Genomic DNA, 26,963 nt, shown 5'->3' on the forward strand with positions numbered 1-26,963 from the left:
TTTTGGTTCTGGTTCTTTTGGTGTCCCTGTATCTGTCGTTGGTGTAGATGCAGGGTTAACTACTCCCCCGCTTTGTTATTTACCAAGTCCTTGAATTTTTGTAAGGTCATCGTTTCTGATTCTACGGCTGTTAAGTATACATAGCCACGTTCATCAGAAATGAATTCCCCTTCGATAGAATCGGTTTGCAATTCTACCCCTTTTTCTTCAGCTGTTTTCATGTTGATATCTGGATGACTGAATTTTCCTTTTGCCAATCCCATGAATAAGCGTTTTCCTTCTTTGTTCGCTGTAACCATGACTACCGACACGTAAGGCGCTTCAGTTTCTGAACCAATTACATTTGCACCATCCACGGTTTTAGCACCAATGATTTCGCTGTAAATGCCGTTATCCATTAAGTCTGCCACGTCAAGCGTAACTTTTGGCGACGAAACCCCTTTACTTGCAATGAAAAATGGTACGTTTGAAGCGTATGTCGTGTTAGAAGTTGCGCCTAATCCAGTAATTTTAGCTTCGATCGCTCCACCTTTCGACTTATCTGCTACTAATTCTTTTAGAGTACCGTCTGCACCTGTTTTTACGCCAAAAATGACGCTCTCAAATCCTACTGTTGCCATCTATTTTCTCTCCTTTTAGTTTAGTGAAATATTTGCTACATATCGTTTGATAATCCGCTTTGCACCTTCCAAGTCCTCGTCATCTGTTTGTTCCGTGTATGCGCATTGCCAACCATTCCCCCTCATAACCTCATCAAGGGCAAAATAAAAGGCATCAACCTCTTTCATGGTTGACACCCATACATCTACCTGTACGTTAAATTGAATGGTCAAAGGATTGTTGCTTGCGAAATCTTCATAGTTGCCGGATATCTCTGTAATTCTGCCAACTGGAAGGCTAGGTACTGTTTGAGCTGATTCCGGAACACTATTGGTGTAAAAATCAATGTTCTTTGTTTTTTCATTGCTATTCAGAATTGAATAGACTTGTGATACTGCCGTTTTCAAAGTCCTAGCCTCCTTTTTACTTCGTCAGCAATGATTTGTGTTACTTGTTTTTCGATTTGCTTTTGTGTTTTTTGTACAAAACCTTTTGGACGTTGTTTGATTGTTCCGAACTCGATAAAGTGCATCCGCCAAGAAACATCTTTGTCATAGCCGACTTCTATCAATCCGTTTTTTACCGAGCTTGTAACCACATTGTTCTTAGCATGTTCTTGCATATACGAACCACGTTTACCGTTTGACTTCGTTCCATCCCAGTAAGGTGTGTTTTGTCGTAACTTTTCTTGAGCGTACTCCCCAGCTTTTCTAAGTGCTGGGCTTTCCACTCGTTGAACGTTTGCTTTTACTTCCCTAAGCGCTTTGTACACTTCGGTTGCATCGACTTCTACACTCATTTTGAAACCTCTTTTGCAATGATTGTCGTGAAGTCCTTCGCAAACTCGCCTTTCGTAATCGTAATGATTTCAAACGTTTTTCCATTCCAACGCACTTTCATATCATTGGTTAGCTCTGATTTTTGTTGGTAGCGGATAATGAACGTCAGTGTTCCTTCCAAAGCCGTACCAATCGACGCCTTAACGTCACTCAAGCGTTGTGTTTGAACGCAAGACCAACACGAAAAAACCGTTTTTTCTGTTTTGATTGGTTGACCATCTTCGTCTTTTCCGTTAGTAACCTTTACAACTTCCACACGTTGCGTTAGATCACTCGTCTTGATTAGCGCCATGTTCCAACCCCCTCAACTGATGAATCAAAGCAGTAACTCCAAACGGAATTTCATTCAGCGCCTGCGTAGAAGTACCTACTCTGTTTTCGTACCAGTTAGAAACAAGCAACGTCACAGCGTAATCAAAGCGTTTATCAGCAGTCATTTCTACCTCAATCGAGCCTAAAATGAATTCTTCTGCTGTTTTTTGGAGCATTGCGAGTAAATCATCATCCAAGTCATGATCCACTCGCAAAAAGTTTTTCAACTCGCTTAATTCCATTCAATCACCGCCTATTCAGCAGTTACGGTAACTTCACACACCGCAGTTTTTCCGTTTGCAGTTGTTGCAGTGATTGTTGCTGTACCAGCTGCAATACCTGTGATTTTGCCTTGAACCGGCGTTACTGTGGCAATTGCCTCATCGCTAGAACTGTATTTAACCGATTTGTCCGTTGCGTCAGCTGGCAAGACAGTCGCTGACAGTGTTTCTGATGCCCCCACCGCAAGCGTAGTCGTTGTTTTGTTTAACGTTACGCCGGATGGGTCTATGCTTTTGGGCCCAGTGTTACGTAAAAGCCTGCAGCAGTGTCGGCTACTTCAACATCGAAACGAACAAAGCCAGCTAATAGTTGACCATATACATCATTGTCTACCCAACGTACTGAAGCTTGTTGACGGTCAAAGAATTTAACAAAAAGTGAAGGGTCGCCCACGAATGCTACTTTGTCTCCTGCTGTTTTTCCAATTACATCATCCGCCATTACAACAACTTCACGCCCTAATAGTTTGTAACCAGACGCGACAGTCACATCTTGCTGCAATAAATAACGTCCGTCATTGTCTTTCATTTTGTCTAACTCGTTAAAGAAGCTTTGAGAAGCAATGAATTTCACGTTGTAAGCTGGGTCAATCGTTACATTTACAATATCTTTCAAACCATCAATATCAGTCACTGTTTTCGCTGTTGCAGTTTGCAATTTTGCAGCAATTGCAGCGTTTGATGTATTCAAAGATTGGCGTTGGATATGTTCAGCGACCAAACCGCCTAGATCGATATCGGAATCGTCTAATGCTTCTTGAGAAACTGGAATGTATCCACGGTAAGTGTCAATTTCGTAGTTTACTTTTGTAAATTCAGGGTTAGCTAACGCTGGGTTTTTAGCCAATTCAGCCACAGAGATCATTTTATTTTTGTTAGCTCTCAAAATTGGATATGATCCTGTACCTGTTGTTACTGGCACGCGTCCTACGTGTTGACGTAAGTCGACAACTGTTTCGGGTTGTTTTTCTGGTTTAGTGATACGGTCAACTGGAATAACTGCTTCTGCTCCGACTGTTGTCAATCCGTCGCGTTTTTCTCCTTTTGTACGAATGAATTGATTGATCGAGCGTGTGTACGTTTCTTTTTTGTCGTTTAGGATAACTTCCATTGATCTTTTCTCCTCTTCTTTCTTTTTTTCGTCCTTTTTAGGCGGAATAGGTGGTACTTCTTCCTTTTTTTCTAGTTCTTTATCCTTTTCAGGATCAGCCGGTTCTTCTGTTTCAGGCTCTGTTTTAGGTTCATCAGAAGCGCCTAGACCTTTTAGTTCGTCTTCTAGCTCTGTCTTGAGTTGTGCTTGCGTTTCTTCTTGCTCTTTATTAGCCCGAATCTGAGCTAACAAGCCTTTTGCTTTTTCCAAGTCGCCTGAATCAAGCGCTTTTTGCGCTTCTGCTTTTAACTTTTCGTTATCCAAAATCTTTCCTCCTTTTGTTTTTGGGCATAAAAAAAGAACCTCTAGTAATTTAGAAGTTCTAGCTCTATCTGTAGTTTTCGTTTTTCTTGCTCATCGATAGCTCGTTTTAGTGAACGCTGTGCAAGTGCTGCATCCGTTCCGTTATATGCTGGAATTGATACGATTGATATCTCAAAGAGTTCATCAATACTGTTTAAATTCCGAATGTACGTACCGTTTTCTTGTGTCCATGTTTGAGAGTCGTCTCTAACGACAAAACCAAATGAACATTCATTGATATCTCCTCTGCTAATTGACTCATACAAATCGTTCGCATAAGAGGTGTTCGGCAACTGACATCTAAAATGCAGTCCAATATCATCAACAGTCAGTTCTAATGTTTGCGAAGCTGTACGTCCTAAAACCATGCTGGAATCGTGATCCACAAAACATCGAACATCAGATAGATCAGTGTTTGCTAGTGCTTCAGGAGAAATAATCTCTTTGAAGCCCCCCAAATCTTTGCTTAATGAATTAAATTTAAGTGCGTAGCCTTCAATCGTTCGGTTCTCCCCTGATTGAACTTCCGCTAGGCTCCGAATTTCCATTTCCATTATTTACACCTCCTTTCGCTGTGGTTTTGGTGTAGATAACGTTTCCTCCAGGGATATCAGCTAATCCGTAATAATTCCTGATTTCGTTAACTAACAGATATCCGTCTCCACCGTTGCCACCGTCCATAGCTTTATTCATACGAGAAGCCATGTCTTGACCAGTTAGCGTTGAGAAATCCAACTCCACATTGATTCCTAGCTTAATGAACAGCTCATCTGTAATCATCCGAGAAAGCGCACGTAGCGTACTTGATACATACACATCGTTTGCAGCGTCGTCTTTGGTGTTCACTAGTTCCATACCAAAACGTGAAAGTGGAATACCAAATGCTTTAGCAATCTGTTTCGTCGAGTACACATTATTTTGAATCATTTTCAAAATGTCAGTGTTAATTTCAAACTGTTTGAATTCCTGTGTATCGTCCAAAACAATTACGCTATTAGCGTTTGAAGCACCGCTGTTTACCTCTTCAAAATCCTGTTTAATCTGTTTCTTCGAAGAATTATTAAGCGTGCCTTTATTTAGTTTCAGCACACCGCCAGCTTGAATACCTTTTTTGAAAAACGAACTCAACATCTTATTGCCATTATCTAGCATTGAAAGCTCAGTTTTTAGAGCGTCTAATGGACTGATACCAGTTTTTCCGTTTACAGTCACATATTTAAAATGAAGCATTTCCGAACTATCAACTTTATAAGACGTTCCAGCTTTGTTGGTGTACTCATACCTCAACAAGCCTGTCTCTAAGTCCTCATAAACAACTACTTGAGACGGTTTAGCAAACTCTAACCAGTCATCATGGATAATCGCGAATGAGTTACCAGACAGGAGCATTTGGGCCATCGTCGCAAACATGAAAGTGTATGGCGTCATAGATGAGTTAGGCTTAGCATTTAATAAATCTAATTTTTGAGGATTCGTATTCTTTTCGTCCACAAACTTGAACTTGCTTGCTGCAATATCACCAGATAAGATTTTAATTGCGGTGAAAACATCGGATTGTTCTAACGCTGTTTCCCCATCAAAATTAATTGTCACTGTTCCATCTGCATTCGTTATCAGATCCATCATTGATTCAGAACGACTCGACAAGCTTCGGTGCTCTGTTTTAAAAAATAATCCCATTGATTCACCTCCCCTCAGCTATAGTCCATATGACTATCGTATATTTTTTTTGACAGCACTTTTTTTCGATTGAATTTGTTAAATGCATATCCTTCTTTTTTTAATCCTCGATAGTATACATTTCTTCTTCTAGAGTCATCCCAACTTATATTAATAAATATTTTCTTATGACAATCAGCATATTTTTCAACAATAAATTTTTCAAAATCTAAAATCGCAGTCTTAGCAAAAAGAAGCGTTTTTAGACCATCTTTGCCAGTCTCGTGTAAAACTATATTGCTTATTTGTTTTCTCTTTCTAAATACAGTCAACCACACACTAAACTCTGCAGTTCTTTGGTTATCCCAATGAACACCTTGGAAAGTAATTCTAGTTGTCATTCCACTAGCCATTTTTTTCTCCGTGACAAAAGTATATTCATTTTTGTTAGGCATACAGAATTCCATACTGATTCTCTCCTACATTCCAGACTCTCGAACCAAAATAAAAACAGTCAGCATCAAACAGATACCAACTGTTAAAAAACCAACTACCAAATTAAACAAAAAAGCCGCGACTACGAATGAAGCTAGTCCCAGCACATAAAGTAAAATTACTAATATTCGCAATAAGTTACCAACCAAATCCGTACTCTCCTTTTTCAATTAATTCATTTATGTCTTCTTCATCAAAATCATGGTACATTGCCTGCGTGTAAGCATTAATCAACGCATCTAAAGGATCAATCTTGTTTCGATTCATTGCTTTATCAATCATGATTGTGTCGTTATTCTCTTTCGTGATTGCATTCCTAATCGCCCGATTTAGTAGAGGGTTGTTGGAATGAACCGTCTTGCCCTGAATAATGTCAGTCCTCAATTGCTTCGTTGGTGCGTTCAAAGTAATCAATCCTTGGCGTGTTTCAATCATTTCTTTTTCATAGAATTTCGATAGATCAGTAATAACATTGCCAGCGTTGTATGGATCATAAAAAATTCCTTTTAGTTCAAAACTATTACTTTCTATGAAATCAGTTATCCAATCAACTAAATCATGATAATCGATTAAGCCGTCTGGACTACTGCTGATCGTACAGTATCCCGCCTTTTCGTACTGCCTGTATGGCGTTTTGTCTTCTTTTTCTTTTGCTTCAATTCCGCCACGATTGGCTACAAAGGAATAGCTATCAACAAAAAACTTACTTTCTTCTCTGATTGGAATGACCCACGAAATAGAAGTTAAGTCATTCACTCGTGATAAATCGACACCAACATAAATTTCTCGACCTGTTAAATCTGTTTTTTTGATGTAATCAGGTGCAATAGCTGCAAGCCATTCTTCTTCATTCATGTAGCTTTCCTGAGACGACTGCACCCACATATTAAATTCTTTTGTAAGAGCATTGGATATGCTACCTTTTGCTCTACCTTCATTTAGCATGTTTTGTTTTTTCTCTGTAAGTCTTTCTTTTTGTTCAGGAATTTCCATCAAAGGATTAGACTTTATCCATGTTTCAGGATCAGCAATTTCCTTCGCATTGTCCTGTTCCCAACATAGCGCTAAATACTCATCGCCTACCACTTCTTCTTTTAGTAACTTCTTTACATACTGATACTCTATCGAGTACATTGGATAGTTTAGTTTACTTGAAGCCGTTGAAATGATAATCGTTAGCGGTTCGATTTGTTGCCCCATTGACGTTTCGATAACATCCATCATTTCCGTTGTTTTAGACAGGGCATACTCATCAAAAATGCCCAATAATGTATCGAGACCGTCTAATGTATCTGCATCAGCAGACAGTGGTTTCATAAATGAATCATCTGTCGTAGTAAGCTCGTTTTGTAGAACCTTTGTAAATTTCTGGATCGCTTTACTTTTTCCACGTAAGGCTTTTAGTTGTGACTTAACCATAGTGAAAACGATTTTCGCTTGATCTCGTTTGTTAGCAGTAGCGTATATCTGTCTTGCTTGTCGTGGATTTCGTTCGTAAATTAGACAGTACAGCGCAATCCCTGAAACGATCAACGATTTTCCTTGCTTACGTGCTAGCGAAAGATAGGCTTTTCTGAAACGCTTAGTATTGTCTTTCTTTCTACGCCAGCCCCACAGCATGCCTAAAATGAATTTTTGAAACTTAGCTAGTTTATTCGGCTTACCAGATTTTGGGTCAGGAAGCATTGAAATAAACTTAACAATATTTTTCGCATATTTTGGATCATAATAAAATGGATAATCATCTTGCTTCGATTTCTCAATATCTGATTTATGACGATCAATAGCTTGCTGTATTTTCTCTCCAACTAAAATATCGCCTGCTTCCACTGCATCGATGTATTTTTGAACGTGATCAATCATCACTATCAACTTCGTTCATCATTTCAGCAAAAGGGTCGTCAGGCTCTTTCTCTAACTCTTGAGGATTAACGATCTTTAACCGAGAGTTGATTGTCAGCCCTAAATCATTAGTGGCTGTTTTTAGTTCTTTCGAGAATGAATTGACAGTATCGATCAAAGGATTCTTACGACCATCGATCAAAAAACCTTGTTCGTCTAACTCTTTGCTCGCTTTGTCGTACAGATACGAGTAGTTGCAGTAGCGAATCATTGTTTGTTGGTCTAGTTCTGAAATAGGCAAGTCCTGAATGTAGCGAGAGATTCTATCCCACTCTTTTTTCGCTTCTTTCAAAAGTCCGACCGGATAATTTGAAAAGTCCAGTCTTGGATAGTTGTATAGCTTTTCTTCTTCGGCTTTTTTAGCTTCAATTTCTTCTTTTGTGTAATTCTTTTTGCTTGCGTTAAGCAATTTCTTCGGCCTGCCTTTGCTCATTTCATCACTCCTATCTATTTTACAAATTTTCTAAAGGGAATTTTTTTTCGAGAAGGGAGGGCATCGATTTTCTTCGTTCTAGCGACATAGGGGGGCTTATTTTTTATCAAAACTATTATTTAGTATATTTATATACACTTTAGGTAAAACGCCTTAGAACGCAAATTAGAGCCTTTTAAGGCTATATGCCTTTTTATGTTCTTTGTTGTGGCACGACTGGCAAATACTTTCTAACGTATCGTAGTCTAACCTTTTATCCCAATCTTCTTTTACTTCCGTTTTGTGATGGACTATCGTAGCACTGGTTATTTTCCCATTTCTCAAACACTCCTCACATAGTGGTTGGTCTGCCAGCTTGCTACGTCTTAGCTTCTTCCATTGGCTTGAAGCATAGAAGCGAGCATATTTCATGTTCTCTTTGTTGTGTCTTACTTCTCTGTTATACGTCTTGTCTGCATTGCCTTTGTGTTTCTCGCAATATCTTTCGGGCAAGTCTACATACTCACGACACCAAGCGACCGAGCATTTCCTTTTAGGCATTCTCGTGTACCCAACCAAAGAACCTTGTCCAGCCTTCCATCTGCTCTGCCTTGCTGTATGTATCCGCGTAGGTATTCGTATGACTGCTTTCTGTCTTTAGCACGTGAAGGACAATTTCTTCTTTTGTGTAGCTGTCAGGAAATTTATTCTTAGAATGCATGTAGCAACGTTTCAAATGTTCGAGGTAACTCATCTATCTATCCACCTCTCTATGTTGTATTGGATATACTCGTCTTTCCAATAGCCATGACCGCAATATATCAGCTTGCATTTATCCACTTCGTTTGGTGTAGCTTCTCTTAGCATTTCGACAATAGAGTACTTCCCTTTCATTTGTACAGAACGCACAACACGCACTGAACAATCATCAATGGTTCGAGGATATTCATTAGTTAGCGATATATACCAGTAGTTTCTCATTATGTAGCCTCCTTTACGCAAAATAAAAAGACCACTCAATGAGTGATCTTTTTGTGCTTATTTATTAATGAACCCTTTCTTTTCAGGATCAGATTCAAAAACTATCTCCAAACTCAAAATTATTGTTTGTAAAGACAATGCCATAAATAAGCCTGAGCAGAACATCCATATATAAAATATTACAAATGAAAAAAGGGTTTCTTTATATTGAAATATTTGGAGTAACATCGATAATATCAAAGTTGTAAAAGCACTCAACAAGGATATAAATAATTGATATTTCAATTTTTTCTCTATAGCAGAACCCCGTATATTCTTCATAAAGCTGGTTTCTTTTATCGTTATAAGAATTCCATAAAATGCTGAATAGAATCCTATAATAATTGATGTGAAATTAATCATAGAATCTAACAAATTATCAAATCCTTCATCAGTATAGGAAAATTGAGTTAGCCAACATACCCAAACAAACGCAGCACCCGTAAGAAATGGGAAAATCCAAAAAAACGTATGATGTTTCTTGTTCATGATATCTCACCACTCTTCTTTAGATTATTTTAAAGCCTCGATAACTTGCCTTCTATATCCACCTTCACTAGGATGAAAATAATAATTTTTAATATTATCTATAACGCTATCTGATTTTAAAAATCCGCCTTCTGGCAGATTGAAAGAACGATATACATAAAGTTTTCCATTTATTAGGTCATATTTTTCAACTGGTATTTCTTTTGATTTTTTTGCTGAAACAATTGCCGAACTAAACAAACTCTTATCTTCCTCAATCGCAGTTATTATTTCTTTCATTTTTTCTTCAGATAAATCTTTTCTCGATCTGCCCGAACTAATTTCAATAACAAAATTAGTTCCCTCAAATTGTTCAAACATTTCTAAAAAAGGACCCAATATTCTTCCTATCCCATTCATATCCTTACTCGTGTTCGCTGACCCCGCCCTTAACTCTAGCTTACGGAACTTCTCATTAGATAAAGCTTTAGCGATAATTGATTTATTAACAACTGGCAATAGTTCAATTTCTACCCCGTCTGAACTCATTTCGGTAAAATATTCTTCAATACCTGAAGGGGATAAACTATGTATATTTCTTTGTACCATTAAAACAGATAATTCTCTGTCATACAAACAACTAATATCCTCAGCTATATATTCACCAGGATTTAGCGGGATTTCTTTCAATACTTCATTGTTTAGTTCAACATATGCAGGTTTATCATTTCTTAATCTAGTAAAATGCATCGCGTATAGTTCAGGACTACTAGATATTTCGAAAAATCTATCCATTCTAACTTTTTCTCCAAAAAGGATGACATCTCTATCAGTAAACTGGTTCATTCTATTTATCTCATCAGCCAATGGATATAAATCAAATAATCCTTTTTCTACTTTACCCTCTTCTTGATATTTTCCATTTACTTGAAAAAACTCAAATCTTACTTGTCTTTTTTTATTCACCATTAATGAACACTCCTTATTTGAATATCTGCTACATTAATTAAATCAAAAAGAAGTCGAGAAAACAATCGCTTTCTAAACTTCTTTTCTAGCAGATATAATCATAAGGATTATGATAATAAGATACCACGAACTTACGTTCCCCGTCAATGACCAATAATAGACAGCAACGGATGATAGATAATAAGAACAATTTAGAAGGAGTTAAAATTCACATCCTTATTCTTAATATTTCCGCTGCTGTCTATCGAAGCTTAATTGTGAAACAATAATAAAACGATGTTCCTTTTATTATTATTTTGTCTTAGACCTATCACTAATCTTTCGACACTATCATAATATCACGTTAAACCGCTCAAAAACCCTACACTATCCCTACAAAAACCCTACAAAATCAACGATACTTAACTAATACGCCTTTTTTATATGCTTCTGCAAATTCGATCAACGCGATGGATTTCAACTTCTCTACATTCTTCTCTCCGTATCCTCGTATCAATTGACCTATTTCATAATTAGAGTGCTTATTTACGTCACAGAAGCTGTAGTAGAGTATCTGGCGACTAATCAGACTAAGAGCCATCAAAGCCGCTAAAATCGCGTCTCTCTCCGCTTCTATATCCATCAACTGAATGATCGCGTCTTCTGTCTTATTGCCGTGCTTCGGTGCCTTCGGCATATCCGTAATAATCGGAGACTTAATATCTATCAAAGAGCGACCTACCATCCGCTCCAAACGCCGAAAGTTCTTCAGCACATCTCTCGCATTACATCTTGTCTGTTTGAAATCTACCTCTCGTAACAATTGCATCAAGTCAAACCGCTCCTTTATGTGATATAATAAATGTGTTGGATTTATTGAATCAGTCGGAGCGATCCGGCTTTTTTTATTTGCCGAGTTACACTTCTCGACTTACATAGCTCACAACAGCTGCATAGTAATTTGCATAACCTCTCTTAGAAGTTGCTAAAGATATATGCTGAATCTCATTGTTTTTCGCAAAATCGTTTAATTCTTTTTCTAATTTATAACGAGTGTCCTCTTCAAAGATTTTAAATTTCATTGTTTATAACCTCCATATCCACCAATCTCGCTACAGCTAAATTCTCTTTGCTTTTCGCTAACCACTTATCGCATTCCATTGTGTTTTCAATACGAATGATCGCTGAGTGATTATAGACGTGTTCTACATATCCACGAAACGGATAAATGAACTCTTCTGCTTCACAGCGAACCATGTCACCGACTTTGACTTTTGGTTTCTTACGTTTTTTAGGATTCTTTGTCGGCATATCTAGCATTAAACCGCCGATACCATGACTACTAGCGTAAAATCCGTCTTTTAGTTTCATTCTTTATCCTCCCATTTACGATCATCACTTAATATCGAAATTCCAAACTTACGAATAGCATCACTTGCATCAGCAACACACTGACTTGCCACTTTATATGTTTCTTCTGCTGAAATTCCATATTCTTTTTCAAACTTTGTCTTTAGTACATTCAGTTCCTGTTTTCTTAGTTTTGTTATTCTGCGGTGTCTGTTGTTCATTGTCAATCAACTCCCTAATCTGAAAGTGTCGTCTATACTTGATCGAAATTCTTTTAAATGGTTCTCTACCACAGAATCAGTCACGTTAAAACGATCAATTAATACTGGAGCTGCCATATCTTTCAAATAACTTTGTCTGATGACTAATTCAGTACCATCAGGAAGTTCTATGTTAACCTCCCGACCATTGATAATTGCTTGAATGCCCGCTTCACTTAGTGGTATTTCGTATTTCATTCCGCTTCCTCCTCAATCGTCCAAGCATTTGTAAATTTCTCTAAGCTTATTAGTTCATCTTCATTTAAATATCCGTAACCATATAAGGATTCTAAAAGGTCTTCTTTTGAATAGCCTCTAAAATCAAGTCTGAGACCGCTTAGGATGTATACAAAGGTTTTATTTCCATAAAACTTGATTGTGTATGTTTTCATCCCGCTTCCTCCTGTTCTAATCCCCATTGAGCGAATGCTGTTAGGACTTCGAATTGCTCTTTGTCTGTTAATTCCATCAAAGGATCCCTTAATTCGTCTAAATGCCCCCATGCTGCATTATTCATCATCCAAAATACAACTTGCATTGGCTTTCCTGTTGGCGCAGTTAGTTTCAACCACTCCAACACGATTTTCTGGTTGTCGTTGAGTTGAGGTTGCTTTAACATAGCCTCTTTTACTTTCTCCATTGCTACACCTTCCGTTATAGCGCCAGATTTATACATGGACAGCCAGTAATAGGCATCTGTCAATGCTTTTTCATCTTCACTCACATTCATTCCTCGCTTTCTGCTATTTCCACTTTTTCCACTGTTCCACCGATTGTCTGAGCAGTACGCTCGGCATCTGATTTCGAATCAAATATCTTAATCTCTTTATTACAGTCAGGCATAATCAACGCGCCTCTTCCTTGATACTCAACGAAATATCCCTCGCCTATTTTAACTCTGTACAACGGCTCTTTCTCGACCTCGTAGCCGTATCGCAACGCATCACACAGTATATAAAGCGTGTCAGCATCGTTAGCTAACCATTCGTAAAAATCGGTAGACCACCTCCACTTACTGTCAATGAAACCATCGGAATCTGTTGCGCAAGTGACTTCTATAAATAAATTGACTACATCAGATGGCGCACAGTGCCCTTCTATCCATTGCTCTGCACATTTCGGCACAACTGGCTTTTGCGGTTCGTACGATGGGAAACGTTTAATCGTTTCTAAAGCGTCACTATTAGATCCCACACCAGGTATTTTCATTAATTCATCAATCAATGCTTGTTTATCAATTAATACTTTTTTATTCATCGCTGTTCCTCCAATAACTCGCTATTCTCGTAGATATTTCCGATAACATTTAAATTGCGATAATCCGTCAGGAAATTACCGGCATCCCATTTAAAACAAAATTGAGCGTAATCTTTGTCATATACAACTTCACAAGCTTCAAATGTTTCCCAATCACCATTTAAATTATCGTCATGCTCTACCAAATCCCCTTCAAATATCTCCACACCATTCTTATCTTTCATTCCTGTGGATTGCATGAGCACATATTTATCTGGAGCCATTTCAGCATGAGTGATCAACCTTCCTGCTTGTCCATATTTCATTTCTTGTCCAATTGTTTTACCATTAAATGGTGTGTACCAAGCTCTAAACTTCGGTATCATTTGCTGCCCTCCTTCAAAATAGAAGCCATTTCTGATTTTTTTAAACTAGTCCTTATTTCCTCAGACCAACTATCAAAAACAGTCTGAATATAGGCTACGAGTATTTTTCGATTTTGGCTTAAAGCAATATACGGATCAATCAAAGCAACTTCTGCGTGTAGACGATAATAAGCAATACAATCTATTTCTAAAAATCTCAAACGATCAATAGCATCATTAATCATAAAATCTGTAACGTTTTCTGCTGTATTTAAACCATCTGCATATTCAGGCAGGACTTCATTATTGATGAATTCAGCCACATCTTTTGGACATAAATCAGTCAGTTCTTGTTGTGTATAGTTCATTTGCTGTCCTCCTTCTGTAACTCGCCGTAAATTGAACATCTACGGCGAATGGCTTTTACTCTGCGTTCATTTTCGATGGTGGGATGGATTTTGTACGCTCTTTTTGCCATTTTCAATTGATTTCTAGCACCTCTTAATGCATCTGAATAGATTTCTTTTGGCATCATCATTCGCTGTCCTCCTCAAAATATTCTTTCAATGTTCTAACTAAGCTTTCGTACAATGGTTTAAATGATTCACTAGCTATCAACTTGATATTTTCTAGATTAGTAAAGTGTTCTTCTAGTTATTCTTTTAATGTTTCCTCATCTACTGTTTGTCCTCCTAATTCTTCATCCAAAACATAAATCGCACCAAATCTTCTTGTGTACCATTTACATAAAGATTCAGTTCTGCTCCAACTGCAACTAGAATTCCGATAATTAACAGGACAATACCTGTCACTGTATATTTTCTTCCTTTTCTACTTTCACAGATGAGGTAGTATCCTAGAAATGCTAGTAAGCCACCAATCGCACACCAAAATATTGTTAAACCTATCATTCGCTTTCCTCCAAATCACTCGACTTCACGAATACACCATCTACCATTTTCCCTGTGCGTCCTTTGATTTCGTTGTATGCTTGGTTCAGACACTCGTACAAATCCATATCATTTTGCATAGCTAAAATAATCAAGGTTACTACTACGTCTCCAATTCCGTCTCTTAAACCATGTTCATCTTTTCTAGCTAGAGAAGCGGCAACTGCCCCAATCTCTTCGATTGTTTTTAACATTTGCTTGCTGGAATCAGCTTGATCCAATCCCTTATCTTTTGCCCACTGCTCTACTTTTGTGATTAGTTCGTCCATTTTTTCTCCTCCACATACTTAAATTGTCGTCCTTTAGAATCAATATCCATATTCTTCGCTCTATCCCAGATAATGTTTTTGCTCAGACCAGTAATTTCAGATAACTGTTCAGCAGTACCTGTTACTAGAATTCGATCACCATGCCAGATTGCGATTTTTCTCGGCATTTTCCGTTTGGTTTTTTCAGTCCACATTGATTTACCAAGCTTTTGGACTTCTGCAACTATTTCTTTGTCTTCTTGCCAAGATTCTGACTTGGTTAATTCAGCAATTCGTTTCATTGTCGCTTTCTTATCCACGCTCATTCCTCCAATCTACGAATTTCCCTTCTTAAATTCTCTATGTGCAAATCGATTGCCTTTCTAGCCGTTTCATTGACCATCACTGCCTTTGTTCGTTCCAGATCGTCAATTTCACGTTGGATGTTTCGAATGCGCATTTGAATCACTTCTTCTGTTGTCATGATGGATCACCTCGTTAAAACCGTTCTTCCTTGAACGTATTCCGATATTTCTTCGCTAAGATCAGCGGTACTCGATATTGACTGCAGAAGAGTTTCGCTTTGATTTTGAAATCTTTTGTCTGCATCCCTTTAACATCTACGACTTTGACAAGTTTGCCGTTTTTATAAAATGTGAAGTCGGGAATATACTCGATCTTGCGATACTTCTTTCCGTCTAGTTCAAATTTCGGCATCAGCTCAAATCTTTCCTGAAGTTTTACTTTCCAGCCGTTCGCTTCAGCTTGCCATAAGGCTAGATCGTAGTACTCTGCTTCTGCGATAGAATCGAACTTGATACCTCGATGAACAGTTTTCTTATTACGGTATTTATTCATGCGATACTACCTTTCACTGGTTTTATGCGCTTGTCTGCTGTTTGTTGGAATTTCAGCGCATAACCTTCTGAATTCTTAAATATCCTAGAAACAATTCTTTCGCCGTAGGCTTCTCTTAGTTCAGGACCAGATAAGTTTGTTGTGATGATCGTTGCCTTGTTCTGTCTGGCTTCTAAGAGCGTGTTTAACGTGTTGTTTGTAAACTGCCTACTATTTGATACCCCGCTACCTAATTCAGCTCCAATATCGTCAAAAACCACCAAATCAGTTGTTTTAATATCGGCTATAAGTGATCCTTCAATTTCTTTTCTCAGTTCAGCATTGTTATAAGAAAACTTTATTTGCTCTAATAATTCTTGATAGCTTATAAAAAGTATTTTCTTGTCATAATTTGAGCGCTCAAGTATTTCCCAAGCTGTGGCCATTGATAAGTGGCTTTTTCCGCTTCCTGATTTCCCTGATAGAATGAAATGTGCAGGATGATTCAGTAGGACATCATTTACATAGCTTTTAGCTCTTTCTAAAGCAATTTTCGTTTCTTGGTCTACTACGTGATAATTCTCCATTTTGCATTTAAACAAAGTTTTATCTGTTAATACCGAACCATTTTGAAAAAAACTCAACGCTCGTGCTTTTAAGCTGTCGTTATATATCCGTTCGGTCTGTATATCCTCTTTCACACGTAACGCTTTATAACCACAACTCATGCATGTTGGTTTACAACGTTCTGAACCATCCTTATTTTTAGCTCGCCAACTATACAAAGGTTCGCTACATTCTGGACATTTTCCGCTTTGCACTAATACTCTTCTTATTAGCTTCTCCATAGCATTTGCTAGGCTTTCCATGTGATGCATCTCCTTTTTAAATTGGCAAGTCGTCATATTCACTAGGATTGCTGTACTGTAGTTTTTGACTTTGCTTTTTATGATTATTTTTATCTGCTTTGATTTCGAATTTGAGCTTCTCAAATTTTTCTCTCAATTTCTTAGCACTTCTAATATTTCCAAACCAAAATTCATTTGTAGGTAGCCAATTGATCACATACTCAATCGCTTCTATAGATGCTTTGTCTCTTTCTTCCATCAACCTGATTGTGTCTGCCCATTTTTCGATATCTACTTTGTTCATTTCTTTTGGAAAATCTTCAGTTAAATTACTTTGCAATTTTTTAGCAAGGCGTAAGTGTTCGTCAGAATACTTACCTTTCTTTTCTTCTTTATCTATATCTATATCTTTCTCTATCTCTATCTCTATCTCTAACTCTGGTGTAGTTTTGTCTGGACATTTGTCCGACACTTGTCCTCCAGTTATTAAATTCCGTTTTGCCTCTTCTATTTTCTTTCTGTATTCTCTTTTTCTATCTGCTTCAGTTGAGGATTTTCCAATGAAACTTTGTATATCAGACATATAAATTGCTCCGTTATCTAATACGTCAATAAGTTGCAAATCACGGAAAATTTGTACCGCTTTTTCTACGACTCCTACAGAATGTCTTGTAATAGTTGCGAGCATTGTAGAGTTAAATGGAATCCTGTCATTAAACATCAACTTACCTTCGTGTTTTAGACTTCTTAAATAAAGTTTGAGAAGAATATTAGAATAAATATAGCCATCTGGCATACTTTCTAAGAGAACCATCTCGTCACTATCGAAAAAATTCTCTTTTAGTTTTAAATAGTAGTAGCGTTTGTTGTCAGACAATATTTTTTACCCTCCTATTCTAAGTTTCTTAATTGTTTCCTGGTTTAACTTAATCCCTTTGATTTGATATTTATTTTTGAAATTGATCACACCTATCTTGTGTTTCTCCGTGTGATGAATCCTGCAGAGTGCTGCAAATGTGTACTCTGAATGATCAACTTCTTTGCGCTTCCGTCTTCCCAGCGCTTTGTCAAAGTGATCAATATCAGCTCCTGTTTTGCCACAGATACAGCAGACTCTTTTTGTGATGCATTTGTAGAAGTAATATTCTTGATTCGCTGGTAAAATCTCATAGCCTTCTTTGAAAGGAATATGATGTTCAAAGATGAAATCTAAGATGATATTTGCTAAGACATTAGCATCACTCACAGTTGTATTCGATTCGTCTTTGAGGCTTATTTTGCGCCCTGTGACACCTTCAAAACGGAAGTAGAAGAATTCCTTCCAGAAGTCCGTTGGCATGCCTGTATCGATGAAAATATCGCCTATGAGTGCATAGATGAAGTTTCGTTGCTGTACGGTGAACCGACGTGGATCAATAAAACGAATTTCAATGATTCGATCGCCATCATAGCCGTCATACATCGTTTTCAGCCGTTCGATATTTACTTCTTCGTTGATTGTTGCACCAATGTCGTTACCTTTAAATTTCTTTAGTACCGCCGAGTATGAATCTATTAGTGGTTTAAACACTCATATCACTTCTTATCCAATTCTTTTCTCTTAGCTGCTATTGCTCGCTCCATCAAGGCGCATTGCTCATAGCTTAACTGTTCAATAGTTTCAACGTTATCAGCTAAGAGCCCTAATTTATCTGTCTGCTCATTAACATATTCAATTAAGGTTTTGGTCATATCTTTACCCATCTGCTCATTGAAAGCTTCTAGAATCGTCTCTAGCATGCTTAATTTCTTTGTATCGATTCTAGGTGGCGTTGGAATATCTTCCCCTTGAAATACATATAATCCCAGTCCGTGTAGAGCCAATGCTTTCACAAAGCATCGCTTCAATGAGTTATTGATTTGCATAGCATTTGGTTTAACAACTGGTTGGTTTCGATAATCTAAAACTGGAAATAACTCGGTTTCCGTGTGTCCTTTAACCGTTACTGAGACAGATACATAAGTCCCTGTTTCGTCCATAAGAAAAGGTTTGTATTCCTCAACAAGAAAGTCTTGATGAGTTCCAGAAACAACTCTGTAGTGTTTGTACTCATTAATAGTTACCGTTGCCTGTGGATCATTCTTTTTCATAATCTCCCATGCGTGAGCCCAAGATAAATAATCAAAATTTCCTTTTTTCTTGAGAATTTTATTTAACTTACGACTAAAAAGTTTTTCAAAGTTCGTTGTCCCTTTGATTTCACTCATCAAATTCTGCCTCCATTTCAGCAATGTATTTCTTACCTGATCCGTAATAAGAGATATCAATCAAGTTATCTCTGTCGTACTCTTCTAGTGCATCAATCAAGCCATCTTCGATGACATAGATGTATTCAGGTTTTCTTGGCTGCTTCCATAGATGGATAAGGTAGACATGTCCCTAAATACTCACAAAATTGCCCAAATCGTCTTGATCACATGCTAGTTCTTCATCTGTCAAAAGATTTCTTCTGATTTTTCGACCACTTGTTTCCTCAATTTTCGACTTGCCCCATTCGGGATCAGTTAAATATTGATCTAGAGTGGAAAGTTCTTTTTCCATGTGGTAACATCTCCTTAGATGTATTTTGTTTGCGACTCAATGCTTGCCGGCGGAGTCGCTTTTTATTTGTTGCCATGCTTTTTGCTTATCAATATGTTGTTGGCTTAGGATGTTTGGTTTATTGTGTCTCCACCAGCGATTAGCAATTACCGTCCCTATTCTTAGCGCTTCAGCCCTATTCATTTTCATCACCGAAAAGTCTTTGTTGTCTGTTCAGTTGATCGATTTCCATACGGATTGCAGTTTCTGGTAACCACATTTCAATAAATGAAACAGCATCATCGAATCTCTTACGAGGTAACTCGCCATATCTTGGGATTGAAAAGGTACGTTTAAATTCAGACCAAAATTTTGAGAATACTTTTTTACTGATTTCTTCATAAGCTCGGCTTTCTTTACCTCCTAAAACTTCCATAACTTTCATATTTCCTTTTTGCTTAATTTCAAACTCTTGTTGTCCGCTAATTCGCATAGTATCTTTAAGCATGGAGACATCTTTTTTTACATCTTTCATTTCTTCTAATTGGTAGATCATCATGTCTTCAATCGTTTGAGGAACAGTATTTTTACGAATGACATCTTCCATCTCGTTGAATGCTTCAATAAATTTGAGTTTGAAACTTATTGCTTTACTTCCAGTGAATCCCATAGCTAACAAGGAAAATCCATCTCTATTCATGAAAAAAACTCTCCGACTCCTCCCATACGTGTCCGGCTCGTTTCCTTCTACAAACATCTGCTCAAAATTGAGCACATCTTCAACATTGGCCGAATTTTCGACCGATCTTTTTACTGATTCAATTGCTTCTAGCACATGCTTATGTTTCTTTTCGAAAGCTTCAGCTACTTGCAAGCTCGTAGTCACAGCTTCTTTATTTTTCAAAATTACTAATTCTTGCATTATTTCTTCTCTCCTTTTGGTATAATTTAGGTAAAAACTGGATGGTGAAAAAATGAGTTTTGATAACACGATCACAATTTCGATTATCCTAGCTTTAGTAGCTCTTATATCCCCTTTGATTACAGCGGTTATAAATAATAAGCATGCTGAATCGATGAAGGATAAAGAAATTGAATTACAAAAACACGATTCGAAAACCCAAACAATACAAACAACTTTCTCAACATTTCTCAACAACGTGGGTATTTGTATTGGTAGTAACACTGATAAAAATATATCTGCTGTAAAAGCATCAGGTTATGCAGTCCTGCCATATATTCAAAATGAAGATATAGAGGTTATGAAAATTTTCTTAAGCCGTTTTGGTTACGGCAACACTAATGCAGAACAAAAATCTCTTGAAACTTATTTGATTGACAAAGTATTACCTATTTTGAATAAATCATTAGAAAAATTGTAAGCATTAGACATACTAGAACCGCATAGGATGTATACCAGTATTCGCCGCGTTTTCTCATGTAGTTATTTCCTAAAACGGCCACGAGATAAACACCTAATAAACAGAACCACACTTTAGTCAGCCCCCTCGGTTGGCTTTTTCGCTCTGTACTCAGCTTCATCAAGCCCCATAAAAATCCAAACCATGTAAACAATCGTTCCTATCAACGCTTGTCTACTTCCCCAAAGCCCTAAAGCATAGACGATTAGCGGTGCGCTGAATACTAGTGCTCTGTTGAATTTACCCATCCGCTTACCTCCTCTAAACTTTGTATTTCGCCATGAATTCATCAATATCTTTGATGTCATATTTCGGACGGCTGTTTTCACCGAATATGATTACTTTCAACCCTTTTTTTACCCATTCGTTAATAGTTCCTGCTGACGTTCCTGTATAATGAACTGCTTCTTTTTGAGTCAGATAGCGTTTAGGAACGTAGCCTATAAGAAATGAATCTAAATCATTTTTGTTGATTAGTTCTTGTGCCATTTCGTTTTCCCCCTCTACAATTCGTACATAGTGATAATCGAATCTATAATTCTGTTTGCTTCTGCAGAAGTCTTTTTACCGTTTAAAATTAAAGATAAGTAGCTTTTGCTAATGCCGAATCTTTCAGCGAGCATGGTATAAGTTAAGAACTTTGAACTTTCGACATATTCTTTGATTTTTTCTCTATCTCGTTGAGTGATTTCTGCAATGTCAGTCATACTAAAACTCCTTTCTTTTATATTCGTAAACAAATTTAACAACTTTTTAAAAAACTTCGTTGACTAAATTAACATACAGTGTTAAAATCAGAACATAGTTAAACAAGACATATAAACATTGATTTTAAAAGCTTTCTTGGCGGTTGGCGTTTAATAATCAAAAGTGTTTTTTGTTGTCTTTTTAGTTGTTAAATTTGTTTACAAGAATGATATTAACACCTTTTGTTAAAATAGTCAACTAATTTTAACAAATAAAGTTAAATATCTTTTCTTGAACGAAAGGAATATTGATATGATAACGTTTGAGAGAATAAAAGAGTTAGCGAAAAAACAGGGAAAATCATTAAATAAAGTTGAAGAAGACCTAGGTTATGGTAAAAACGTCTTATATAGACTTAAGAACTCAAACCCCTCTACAGAACGTTTGCAAGAAATTGCTGACTATTTCGATGTCTCTGTAGACTATCTTCTGGGGCGCGAAGAAAAAGAAACCCCTAAACATGTGGATTTATCAGAAGACGATACTGTATTCTCTTTTGACGGAAAAGAAATATCTAAGGAGACAATGCGTAAAGCGATTGCAATTGCTAAAGCTTTAGAAGAAAATGAATAGTTGGAGTGATGGGTTGTATGTATTTAAAGTTGAAAGAAATGCTGAGTGAGTATAATTTAAAGTTAATCTATATGGAAATGGAAGAACCAGGTTTTTATTATCCAAAACCAAGAATAGTATTTTTGAATGAAAAACTACACGAAGACAGTTCTGAAGCTTTTCATTTAGCCCACGAGCTCGGTCATTTCATTGCTTCACATTTTGAATATTCAGCACTGTACGATAACTCTACAACTTTTCATTCAAAGTTCGAAGCTGAAGCTGATAGAATCGCTATTATGATTCTACTTAATATCTTTATTGAGAATGAATTAACAGATGAATCTCAGTTCAAATTGGAAAATTTCATGGAGTTCTACTCTATCAATAATAAGTTAAGAACAGAATGTTTTAATGTTTGCCTGTCTTATTTCAAGAAAAAATACTCTTACGCACAATAAAAAAGCCCGTGCTGCAACACGGACTCATACCTCATTTCTGAGATCACAAATATATTATACCAGAAAAGAGGGAAACGAAATGAAAAAGTCTATTTTATGCGTTGGGGTTTTAGGTTTGAGTTTAGCTGTTTTAGGGGCTTGCTCGTCTAATGATGGTGGCAATAAAACCGCTGAGGAATCAACTACAACAATTTCAAGCTCTACCACTACGGAAATCCAAGCATCGGCTCAACAAACATCCGAAAGAGATGTGATTGAAATGTCGTTTAAAGACAAAACGTTGACTGGACCTGGTTACAAACTCACTATCGATAAGACGCAGGTCGGAAAAGACAATTTTTCCGGAGAAGACGGATTGATTATTTGGTACACGCTAGACAATCAGACAGAAGCAAATATGGTGCCTAGCGATATGTTTTCAATGCTCACTTTTAGCCAGCAAGATGATACGTCCGAATATGATCTAACATCTAGTGTAGGTACTTTTGGCGTGTCTGAGGCGCTCTATCCTATGTACAACGAAGACGGAAGCCCACTCGAAGATGACGCTGCTTATGATGAAGCTGTAACTAATCAAAATAACTTTTTGGATGAAGTAGACGCTAAATCTGACGCTGAACTGTTGCCGGGTAAAAGTGTACAATGCGTCACGGGAGTCGTTTTAAATAATACTCAAGGCGAAGTAAAAATTAAGCTCGGAGAAGACTTCCCCGCAAGCGAAAATCAAGAACTGATAGTTAGTCTAAATTAACAAAAAACACGCCCCACCGACCAAAGTTTGTGGACGTGGGATGTTAAACCTATAGTAGGCTTATTTACAGCTTATTAATCAAAGAAATGGGGAGTAAAAAATGAAAAAAAGTGTCTCTTTTAGGTGTTTTGCCGAGTAGTTTCTTAATTGTTGGTTGTTCACAAAAAGAAACTACAAAAGAATCATCGGATATTTCTAGCATTGAAATATCCACTAATACAAAAGAAACAAAACAAAGCGCTACTGATTCTAAGTCAATAACAAGTTCCTCTGAATCGAGCTGGAATTTCTTTAGATCAGTTATTTCAATTAAATGGTATGGACCCAAATAATTTCTTAACGCACCCAGGAGATCGTTTTAGAGTTAAATAAATAGTAGAAAGAAGGAAAAGAATATGCCAAATTACGTTGTATTGCAAGTTGTATTAAAAGAAAAATTTATAGGAAAAGGGTCGCAAAACCTATCAGAACTTGAAAACACTATAAATAGACAGTGTTCTAAAGGTTATCGATTACACACTATTTCCACTACAAACGGTGGTAGTAAAGGTTTCGGTGGTGGCGATAGAATCCAAGCTACTTTAGTTTTCGAAAGTCTGTAAAATAAAAAAACACGCCCCACCGACCAAAGCGAGCGTGTTCTAAGAAAAAACACTAAAGGATTTTAATATTTTTTTGCAATTCAGTTGATTTATTAAATAAAACCCTATAGAATGAAATTAAGAGATAAGTGTTGGAATCTCTACGGGGACCAACGCGAAAACCTTCATTCTATATGGATGGAGGTTTTTTTGTTGAAAAATTTCGAAAATTTGCATAAGCAATTAACAATACTGAACAACCGTGGAGTTATTATTCCAAATTACCAAAGAGCTAAACAATATCTACTTACAAACAATTATTACAACATAATTAATGGATATAGTAAATATTTTATGAGCAATCAAAATAATTATTTGCCAGGTACTACTTTTGACGAAATAACTCATTTATATTATTTTGACAAAGAGATTAAGCACGCTCTTTTCCGCGCAATTACTGAGGCAGAAAACCATATCAAAAGCATTTTGTCATATCGTTTTGCAGAGGTTTATAATAATAAGCCATATGCATACCTTGATATTAATTGTTATGATAATTCAAAAACTTTAGAGTTAGGATGGTTAATTTCAAGGTTAACGAAAATCATTAATTCCAATAAGAAGAGTACTGAAAATAATTCTATAAAGCATTATGTAAAAAAATATAATGACGTACCTATATGGGTTCTTATAGATTACCTTGATTTTGGAGAAATGAATACCTTAATTAAAAATTTACCAGTTTTTTTACAAAACAACATAGCAAAAAATATCTGCAGTTTCGTATCAGAAAATATTCATATGACAGCCCCTTTTACGCCGGAAATAATGATATCTTTTACAGAAAATACCAGACAAATACGTAATATTTGTGCCCATAATAACAGATTATTAGATTCTAAATGTAAATCCGATATTAAATATTATCGAGATTTACATTCTATATATGGAATTTCCAAAAATTCCCAAAGAAACAATACTTACAACGTCTTTCTTTGTCTGCAGTGCTTTCTCAGTAAAATTCAATACGCTCAATTGCACAATACTATCAGAAAAAGAATTTCGACTTTGGATAACAGGCTAAATACTATCGATATTAATACTATTTTAAAAAGTTTAGGTTTCCCAAACGATTGGCATATAAATACACCAACTCTAAAACAAAACTAAAAAAACACGCCCACCGACCAAAGCTAGCGTGTTCTAAGAAAAAACAAACCTACACAATAGGCTTATTCACGTGTCTATTGTATCAGAGAAAGAGAGTAGATTCAATTGGCTAAATTTGAACAATATAAGAAAAAGAACGGTGAAAAAGCGTGGAAGTTCCAAGCATATTTAGGAATCAACCCCGAAACAGGAAAGCCTGTTAAAACTACTCGTCGAAATTTTAAAACTCAACGTGAAGCAAAATTAGCACTCGCAAGATTGCAAAGTGAATACGAGGACAATTTATTAAAAAAAGATAAGCCAAAAACATATAAAGACGTATATGATTTATGGATGACTGAATACAAAAGAACAGTACGAGGATCTACATTATTAAAAACAGAAAGAATTTTTAAAAATCATGTATTAGAAGAACTCGGCGACATATATATTTCTGAAATCACGCCTATCAAAATTCAAAAATTAATGGATAAATGGGCAAATAAATATGATACAGCTCCTAAAATGATGAATTACACAGGACTAGTTTTTAAATACGCCGTTCGATTTGGTATAATAGAGTCCAATCCTACAGATGCCATACGCAAACCGAAAAGAAGGAAAGAAGCAACAGTTGAAGAACCATTCTATGATAAAAACCAATTGAAATTGTTTCTTGATGAACTATATAATCAGCCAAACCTAAAGATTCAAGCTTTTTTTAGATTACTAGCTATGACTGGTATGCGAAAACAAGAAGCAGGCGCTCTTGAGTGGAGAGATATAGATTTCAAGGCTAAAACAGTCAATATCTATAAAGCCGTTACTAGAACAGCAAATGGACTAGAAATTGACACCACTAAAACGGTTGGATCTAGCCGAATAATTTCAATCGATCAAGGTACTTTAGATAAGCTTCTTGAATGGAAAGAAGCTGTTCTTCCTCCATCTGACGAATGGCTCATTTTTGGACATTCAAGTGCAAAAAAACCACATGATATAATGAGTCTTGATACCTCTCGAAAGTGGCTTATGAGTATACAAGACAAAATGGACAAGAAGCAAAAGAAAAAACTACCTAGAATTACCGTACATGGTTTCAGACATACTCAAGCAAGCTTGTTGATCGAAATGGGAGCATCACTTAAAGAAGTACAGTTTCGTTTAGGACATGAAGATATTCAAACTACCATGAACACGTACGCCCATGTATCAAAACTTGCTAAAGAACAATTAGCAGATAAGTTCAATAAATTTATAGATTTCTAGCTATGTGGCATTCAAAATGGCATTCAATTAAATTTAAGTATTGATATAATAGCATTTAAGCAACTCCCGCCGTCTCCATTGTGAGATTTTGGTAGATTTCGCATAACGCTCAAATCCTTATTAAACAAGGGTTTGAGCGTTTTTTATTTTCACTAAAATTCGTTAAATAATTATAAATGGCATTCAAAATGGCATTCAAAAAATACATTCTTTCATGTTGCATACTTTATATATGCAACTTACTTAACTTTACAAAAAGAACTTTAGTTCGTATACTTTCGTTGAGGTGAAAAACATGACAATCGAGCTAGAGGAACATCTGCTTTGGTTTAAATACGATCCGTCAGAAAAATTTGTCAAAGATTTATATAAAGTCTGGGATACTGAAGTAGTCTTTTTAGCAATTGAAACTAGCCTGCTAGTCAATCTCCATTATTCTAATAAGAACTACTTTAAAATTCCTGCTGCGAAAACGAGAATGAATCTAGATGCCTATTTTTTATTTGATGTAGTAACCAATGTCCCAGATGTTAGAGCAAAACATAAACGATTTGACTATGTAAAGTATACTTTTGTTGATCCAGAAAGGTATAAAGATTAAAATAGGCTACCTAAAAAGGTAGCCCGGAACGGATTTTATCACCATACTTATGAAAGGAGATATTTTTTAAGTTATTATTAAGATTGTGTAATATGATGATATCTATATTTTATAGTATCAGTGCTATAAAATCAAAAATAAGTCACTAATTAACTACCACTCCAATTGTAAGCCTTTTTTCTCGCTTTTTTTCAAAAATATGGTATGCTTTTTAATGGCTTCAAATATAAAAGAGTTTAAAGCGTAACACACTTATGGGGAAGTGGTTTTCGGGGAACGCTTTAAACTCTTCTTTATTATTATCTCACAATTTAACCCAAATGTCTTTCTATTTAAAAATCAAAGTAAAACTTTTCAAATATACAGAAGTATAACTATGTGAAACATC

General features: G+C 36.4%; 50 protein-coding genes and 2 pseudogenes. 9 read left to right on the forward strand and 43 right to left on the reverse strand.

Annotated features, from left to right (window positions below; all coding sequences use genetic code 11):
• Positions 1–59: 59 nt before the first annotated feature.
• The 40 genes and pseudogenes from CJZ72_RS13975 to CJZ72_RS14155 form a co-directional block, all read right to left on the reverse strand.
• On the reverse strand, positions 60–620 hold the full coding sequence (locus tag CJZ72_RS13975) for a major tail protein (RefSeq protein ID WP_095443998.1): 561 nt from the start codon (positions 618–620) through the stop codon (positions 60–62).
• A gap of 15 nt (positions 621–635) precedes the next feature.
• Positions 636–1,007 carry a hypothetical protein gene (locus CJZ72_RS13980; protein ID WP_002329393.1) on the reverse strand — a complete coding sequence of 124 codons (372 nt, stop codon included), beginning with the start codon at positions 1,005–1,007 and terminating at the stop codon, positions 636–638.
• Entirely contained in the window at positions 1,004–1,399 is a 396-nt protein-coding gene (locus tag CJZ72_RS13985; protein WP_095443999.1) for an HK97-gp10 family putative phage morphogenesis protein, read from the reverse strand. Before CJZ72_RS13985 ends, CJZ72_RS13980 begins: the two co-directional genes overlap by 4 nt.
• Entirely contained in the window at positions 1,396–1,731 is a 336-nt protein-coding gene (locus CJZ72_RS13990) for a phage head closure protein (protein WP_095444000.1), read from the reverse strand. The genes CJZ72_RS13985 and CJZ72_RS13990 overlap by 4 nt, the downstream gene beginning before the upstream one ends.
• Complete coding sequence (locus CJZ72_RS13995; protein WP_095444001.1) at positions 1,709–1,993, reverse strand: head-tail connector protein; 285 nt, start codon at positions 1,991–1,993, stop codon at positions 1,709–1,711. Before CJZ72_RS13995 ends, CJZ72_RS13990 begins: the two co-directional genes overlap by 23 nt.
• Before the next feature lie 11 nt (positions 1,994–2,004).
• On the reverse strand, positions 2,005–2,262 hold the full coding sequence (locus tag CJZ72_RS14000) for an Ig-like domain-containing protein (protein ID WP_080105918.1): 258 nt from the start codon (positions 2,260–2,262) through the stop codon (positions 2,005–2,007).
• Positions 2,259–3,446, reverse strand: coding sequence for a phage major capsid protein (locus CJZ72_RS14005; protein ID WP_095444002.1), 1,188 nt, complete (start codon positions 3,444–3,446; stop codon positions 2,259–2,261). The genes CJZ72_RS14000 and CJZ72_RS14005 overlap by 4 nt, the downstream gene beginning before the upstream one ends.
• Positions 3,447–3,487: 41 nt before the next feature.
• Positions 3,488–4,039, reverse strand: coding sequence for an HK97 family phage prohead protease (locus CJZ72_RS14010; RefSeq protein WP_058128655.1), 552 nt, complete (start codon positions 4,037–4,039; stop codon positions 3,488–3,490).
• Positions 3,981–5,165, reverse strand: coding sequence for a phage portal protein (locus CJZ72_RS14015; protein WP_095444003.1), 1,185 nt, complete (start codon positions 5,163–5,165; stop codon positions 3,981–3,983). Before CJZ72_RS14015 ends, CJZ72_RS14010 begins: the two co-directional genes overlap by 59 nt.
• Before the next feature lie 14 nt (positions 5,166–5,179).
• Positions 5,180–5,611 (reverse strand): hypothetical protein, encoded by a 432-nt coding sequence (locus tag CJZ72_RS14020; protein WP_095444004.1) that lies wholly within the window; start codon positions 5,609–5,611, stop codon positions 5,180–5,182.
• A 12-nt stretch (positions 5,612–5,623) separates the two neighbouring features.
• Positions 5,624–5,788, reverse strand: coding sequence for a hypothetical protein (locus CJZ72_RS14595; protein WP_173302534.1), 165 nt, complete (start codon positions 5,786–5,788; stop codon positions 5,624–5,626).
• Positions 5,778–7,502 carry a terminase large subunit gene (locus tag CJZ72_RS14025; RefSeq protein WP_095444005.1) on the reverse strand — a complete coding sequence of 575 codons (1,725 nt, stop codon included), beginning with the start codon at positions 7,500–7,502 and terminating at the stop codon, positions 5,778–5,780. The genes CJZ72_RS14595 and CJZ72_RS14025 overlap by 11 nt, the downstream gene beginning before the upstream one ends.
• The gene (locus CJZ72_RS14030; protein WP_095444006.1) at positions 7,495–7,974 is read right to left on the reverse strand and encodes a phage terminase small subunit P27 family; all 480 of its coding nucleotides are present in this window, start codon (positions 7,972–7,974) and stop codon (positions 7,495–7,497) included. The genes CJZ72_RS14025 and CJZ72_RS14030 overlap by 8 nt, the downstream gene beginning before the upstream one ends.
• A gap of 165 nt (positions 7,975–8,139) precedes the next feature.
• Complete coding sequence (locus CJZ72_RS14035) at positions 8,140–8,514, reverse strand: HNH endonuclease signature motif containing protein (protein WP_025480154.1); 375 nt, start codon at positions 8,512–8,514, stop codon at positions 8,140–8,142.
• A complete protein-coding gene (locus CJZ72_RS14040) occupies positions 8,507–8,707 on the reverse strand; it encodes a hypothetical protein (RefSeq protein WP_002335852.1) in 201 nt (66 codons plus the stop codon). The genes CJZ72_RS14035 and CJZ72_RS14040 overlap by 8 nt, the downstream gene beginning before the upstream one ends.
• Positions 8,704–8,934, reverse strand: coding sequence for a hypothetical protein (locus tag CJZ72_RS14045; protein WP_010725646.1), 231 nt, complete (start codon positions 8,932–8,934; stop codon positions 8,704–8,706). Before CJZ72_RS14045 ends, CJZ72_RS14040 begins: the two co-directional genes overlap by 4 nt.
• Before the next feature lie 57 nt (positions 8,935–8,991).
• The gene (locus CJZ72_RS14050; RefSeq protein WP_095444007.1) at positions 8,992–9,462 is read right to left on the reverse strand and encodes a hypothetical protein; all 471 of its coding nucleotides are present in this window, start codon (positions 9,460–9,462) and stop codon (positions 8,992–8,994) included.
• A 24-nt stretch (positions 9,463–9,486) separates the two neighbouring features.
• The gene (locus CJZ72_RS14055) at positions 9,487–10,410 is read right to left on the reverse strand and encodes a DUF6731 family protein (RefSeq protein ID WP_095444008.1); all 924 of its coding nucleotides are present in this window, start codon (positions 10,408–10,410) and stop codon (positions 9,487–9,489) included.
• Between the two features lie 391 nt (positions 10,411–10,801).
• A complete protein-coding gene (locus tag CJZ72_RS14060) occupies positions 10,802–11,218 on the reverse strand; it encodes an ArpU family phage packaging/lysis transcriptional regulator (protein ID WP_095444009.1) in 417 nt (138 codons plus the stop codon).
• Positions 11,219–11,306: 88 nt separating this feature from the next.
• Entirely contained in the window at positions 11,307–11,471 is a 165-nt protein-coding gene (locus CJZ72_RS14600; protein WP_002304478.1) for a hypothetical protein, read from the reverse strand.
• Positions 11,461–11,760 (reverse strand): hypothetical protein, encoded by a 300-nt coding sequence (locus tag CJZ72_RS14065; protein WP_095444010.1) that lies wholly within the window; start codon positions 11,758–11,760, stop codon positions 11,461–11,463. Before CJZ72_RS14065 ends, CJZ72_RS14600 begins: the two co-directional genes overlap by 11 nt.
• Positions 11,757–11,960: a toxin PIN gene (locus tag CJZ72_RS14070; protein WP_095444011.1), complete on the reverse strand. Its 204-nt coding sequence runs from the start codon at positions 11,958–11,960 to the stop codon at positions 11,757–11,759. Before CJZ72_RS14070 ends, CJZ72_RS14065 begins: the two co-directional genes overlap by 4 nt.
• Before the next feature lie 6 nt (positions 11,961–11,966).
• On the reverse strand, positions 11,967–12,197 hold the full coding sequence (locus tag CJZ72_RS14075; protein ID WP_002335857.1) for a hypothetical protein: 231 nt from the start codon (positions 12,195–12,197) through the stop codon (positions 11,967–11,969).
• Positions 12,194–12,391, reverse strand: coding sequence for a hypothetical protein (locus CJZ72_RS14080; protein WP_073981115.1), 198 nt, complete (start codon positions 12,389–12,391; stop codon positions 12,194–12,196). Before CJZ72_RS14080 ends, CJZ72_RS14075 begins: the two co-directional genes overlap by 4 nt.
• Positions 12,388–12,729, reverse strand: a complete 342-nt coding sequence (locus tag CJZ72_RS14875; protein WP_232509757.1) for a hypothetical protein — start codon at positions 12,727–12,729, stop codon at positions 12,388–12,390. Before CJZ72_RS14875 ends, CJZ72_RS14080 begins: the two co-directional genes overlap by 4 nt.
• Complete coding sequence (locus tag CJZ72_RS14090; RefSeq protein WP_095444012.1) at positions 12,726–13,256, reverse strand: DUF1642 domain-containing protein; 531 nt, start codon at positions 13,254–13,256, stop codon at positions 12,726–12,728. The genes CJZ72_RS14875 and CJZ72_RS14090 overlap by 4 nt, the downstream gene beginning before the upstream one ends.
• Positions 13,253–13,621: a YopX family protein gene (locus CJZ72_RS14095; RefSeq protein WP_095444013.1), complete on the reverse strand. Its 369-nt coding sequence runs from the start codon at positions 13,619–13,621 to the stop codon at positions 13,253–13,255. Before CJZ72_RS14095 ends, CJZ72_RS14090 begins: the two co-directional genes overlap by 4 nt.
• Positions 13,618–13,968: a hypothetical protein gene (locus CJZ72_RS14100; protein ID WP_002329408.1), complete on the reverse strand. Its 351-nt coding sequence runs from the start codon at positions 13,966–13,968 to the stop codon at positions 13,618–13,620. Before CJZ72_RS14100 ends, CJZ72_RS14095 begins: the two co-directional genes overlap by 4 nt.
• Positions 13,965–14,138, reverse strand: a complete 174-nt coding sequence (locus CJZ72_RS14605) for a hypothetical protein (RefSeq protein WP_162836632.1) — start codon at positions 14,136–14,138, stop codon at positions 13,965–13,967. Before CJZ72_RS14605 ends, CJZ72_RS14100 begins: the two co-directional genes overlap by 4 nt.
• Before the next feature lie 154 nt (positions 14,139–14,292).
• Positions 14,293–14,511: a hypothetical protein gene (locus CJZ72_RS14105; protein WP_002371788.1), complete on the reverse strand. Its 219-nt coding sequence runs from the start codon at positions 14,509–14,511 to the stop codon at positions 14,293–14,295.
• Positions 14,508–14,819 (reverse strand): MazG-like family protein, encoded by a 312-nt coding sequence (locus CJZ72_RS14110; protein WP_095444014.1) that lies wholly within the window; start codon positions 14,817–14,819, stop codon positions 14,508–14,510. The genes CJZ72_RS14105 and CJZ72_RS14110 overlap by 4 nt, the downstream gene beginning before the upstream one ends.
• Positions 14,807–15,118: a hypothetical protein gene (locus tag CJZ72_RS14115; RefSeq protein WP_095444015.1), complete on the reverse strand. Its 312-nt coding sequence runs from the start codon at positions 15,116–15,118 to the stop codon at positions 14,807–14,809. Before CJZ72_RS14115 ends, CJZ72_RS14110 begins: the two co-directional genes overlap by 13 nt.
• Positions 15,119–15,120: 2 nt before the next feature.
• Positions 15,121–15,282: a hypothetical protein gene (locus CJZ72_RS14120; protein ID WP_002290675.1), complete on the reverse strand. Its 162-nt coding sequence runs from the start codon at positions 15,280–15,282 to the stop codon at positions 15,121–15,123.
• Between the two features lie 14 nt (positions 15,283–15,296).
• Positions 15,297–15,656: a DUF1064 domain-containing protein gene (locus CJZ72_RS14125; RefSeq protein WP_002317837.1), complete on the reverse strand. Its 360-nt coding sequence runs from the start codon at positions 15,654–15,656 to the stop codon at positions 15,297–15,299.
• On the reverse strand, positions 15,653–16,504 hold the full coding sequence (locus CJZ72_RS14130; RefSeq protein WP_002323158.1) for an ATP-binding protein: 852 nt from the start codon (positions 16,502–16,504) through the stop codon (positions 15,653–15,655). The genes CJZ72_RS14125 and CJZ72_RS14130 overlap by 4 nt, the downstream gene beginning before the upstream one ends.
• Before the next feature lie 16 nt (positions 16,505–16,520).
• Positions 16,521–17,360, reverse strand: coding sequence for a phage replisome organizer N-terminal domain-containing protein (locus CJZ72_RS14135; protein WP_095444016.1), 840 nt, complete (start codon positions 17,358–17,360; stop codon positions 16,521–16,523).
• A 6-nt stretch (positions 17,361–17,366) separates the two neighbouring features.
• The gene (locus CJZ72_RS14140) at positions 17,367–18,053 is read right to left on the reverse strand and encodes a putative HNHc nuclease (RefSeq protein WP_002342028.1); all 687 of its coding nucleotides are present in this window, start codon (positions 18,051–18,053) and stop codon (positions 17,367–17,369) included.
• A 5-nt stretch (positions 18,054–18,058) separates the two neighbouring features.
• Positions 18,059–18,730 (reverse strand): Sak single strand annealing protein, encoded by a 672-nt coding sequence (locus tag CJZ72_RS14145; RefSeq protein ID WP_002323155.1) that lies wholly within the window; start codon positions 18,728–18,730, stop codon positions 18,059–18,061.
• Positions 18,723–19,064, reverse strand: a pseudogene (locus tag CJZ72_RS14150) (hypothetical protein). Before CJZ72_RS14150 ends, CJZ72_RS14145 begins: the two are co-directional and overlap by 8 nt.
• A gap of 175 nt (positions 19,065–19,239) precedes the next feature.
• Positions 19,240–19,965 (reverse strand): Rha family transcriptional regulator, encoded by a 726-nt coding sequence (locus CJZ72_RS14155; protein WP_002347913.1) that lies wholly within the window; start codon positions 19,963–19,965, stop codon positions 19,240–19,242.
• A gap of 52 nt (positions 19,966–20,017) precedes the next feature.
• On the opposite strand from CJZ72_RS14155, the gene CJZ72_RS14160 reads away from it, so the two are divergent.
• Positions 20,018–20,425, forward strand: coding sequence for a hypothetical protein (locus CJZ72_RS14160; protein WP_095444017.1), 408 nt, complete (start codon positions 20,018–20,020; stop codon positions 20,423–20,425).
• 113 nt (positions 20,426–20,538) lie between these two features.
• Here the strand turns inward: CJZ72_RS14160 and CJZ72_RS14435 are convergent, their stop codons facing one another.
• Genes CJZ72_RS14435 through CJZ72_RS14170 form a run of 3 tightly spaced genes read right to left on the reverse strand, consistent with a single transcriptional unit; the run spans position 20,539 to position 21,171 of the window.
• Positions 20,539–20,712 carry a hypothetical protein gene (locus tag CJZ72_RS14435; RefSeq protein WP_002290313.1) on the reverse strand — a complete coding sequence of 58 codons (174 nt, stop codon included), beginning with the start codon at positions 20,710–20,712 and terminating at the stop codon, positions 20,539–20,541.
• 13 nt (positions 20,713–20,725) lie between these two features.
• A complete protein-coding gene (locus tag CJZ72_RS14165) occupies positions 20,726–20,953 on the reverse strand; it encodes a helix-turn-helix transcriptional regulator (protein ID WP_095444018.1) in 228 nt (75 codons plus the stop codon).
• A 14-nt stretch (positions 20,954–20,967) separates the two neighbouring features.
• Positions 20,968–21,171, reverse strand: coding sequence for a helix-turn-helix domain-containing protein (locus CJZ72_RS14170; RefSeq protein WP_002296611.1), 204 nt, complete (start codon positions 21,169–21,171; stop codon positions 20,968–20,970).
• A gap of 292 nt (positions 21,172–21,463) precedes the next feature.
• Between CJZ72_RS14170 and CJZ72_RS14175 the strand changes: the two genes are divergently transcribed.
• The 8 genes and pseudogenes from CJZ72_RS14175 to CJZ72_RS14210 all read left to right on the forward strand — a co-directional run bounded on the left by CJZ72_RS14175 (position 21,464) and on the right by CJZ72_RS14210 (position 26,575).
• A complete protein-coding gene (locus tag CJZ72_RS14175; protein WP_002293178.1) occupies positions 21,464–21,784 on the forward strand; it encodes a helix-turn-helix domain-containing protein in 321 nt (106 codons plus the stop codon).
• Positions 21,785–21,801: 17 nt separating this feature from the next.
• Positions 21,802–22,224 carry an ImmA/IrrE family metallo-endopeptidase gene (locus CJZ72_RS14180; protein ID WP_095444019.1) on the forward strand — a complete coding sequence of 141 codons (423 nt, stop codon included), beginning with the start codon at positions 21,802–21,804 and terminating at the stop codon, positions 22,222–22,224.
• A gap of 79 nt (positions 22,225–22,303) precedes the next feature.
• A complete protein-coding gene (locus CJZ72_RS14185) occupies positions 22,304–22,975 on the forward strand; it encodes a DUF5067 domain-containing protein (RefSeq protein WP_095444020.1) in 672 nt (223 codons plus the stop codon).
• A gap of 276 nt (positions 22,976–23,251) precedes the next feature.
• Positions 23,252–23,347 (forward strand): annotated as a pseudogene (locus tag CJZ72_RS14880) (SAG1386/EF1546 family surface-associated protein); the annotation flags it as partial.
• Between the two features lie 23 nt (positions 23,348–23,370).
• Positions 23,371–23,577 carry a DUF4177 domain-containing protein gene (locus CJZ72_RS14195; protein ID WP_086309998.1) on the forward strand — a complete coding sequence of 69 codons (207 nt, stop codon included), beginning with the start codon at positions 23,371–23,373 and terminating at the stop codon, positions 23,575–23,577.
• A gap of 192 nt (positions 23,578–23,769) precedes the next feature.
• A complete protein-coding gene (locus tag CJZ72_RS14200) occupies positions 23,770–24,726 on the forward strand; it encodes an Abi family protein (protein ID WP_095444021.1) in 957 nt (318 codons plus the stop codon).
• Positions 24,727–24,831: 105 nt separating this feature from the next.
• Entirely contained in the window at positions 24,832–25,974 is a 1,143-nt protein-coding gene (locus CJZ72_RS14205) for a tyrosine-type recombinase/integrase (RefSeq protein ID WP_095444022.1), read from the forward strand.
• 295 nt (positions 25,975–26,269) lie between these two features.
• Positions 26,270–26,575, forward strand: coding sequence for a DUF5960 family protein (locus tag CJZ72_RS14210; RefSeq protein ID WP_095443989.1), 306 nt, complete (start codon positions 26,270–26,272; stop codon positions 26,573–26,575).
• The last annotated feature ends 388 nt before the right edge of the window (positions 26,576–26,963 follow it).

The sequence above is a fragment of the Enterococcus durans genome (genome assembly GCF_002277935.1).
GTDB classification, from domain to species: domain Bacteria; phylum Bacillota; class Bacilli; order Lactobacillales; family Enterococcaceae; genus Enterococcus_B; species Enterococcus_B durans.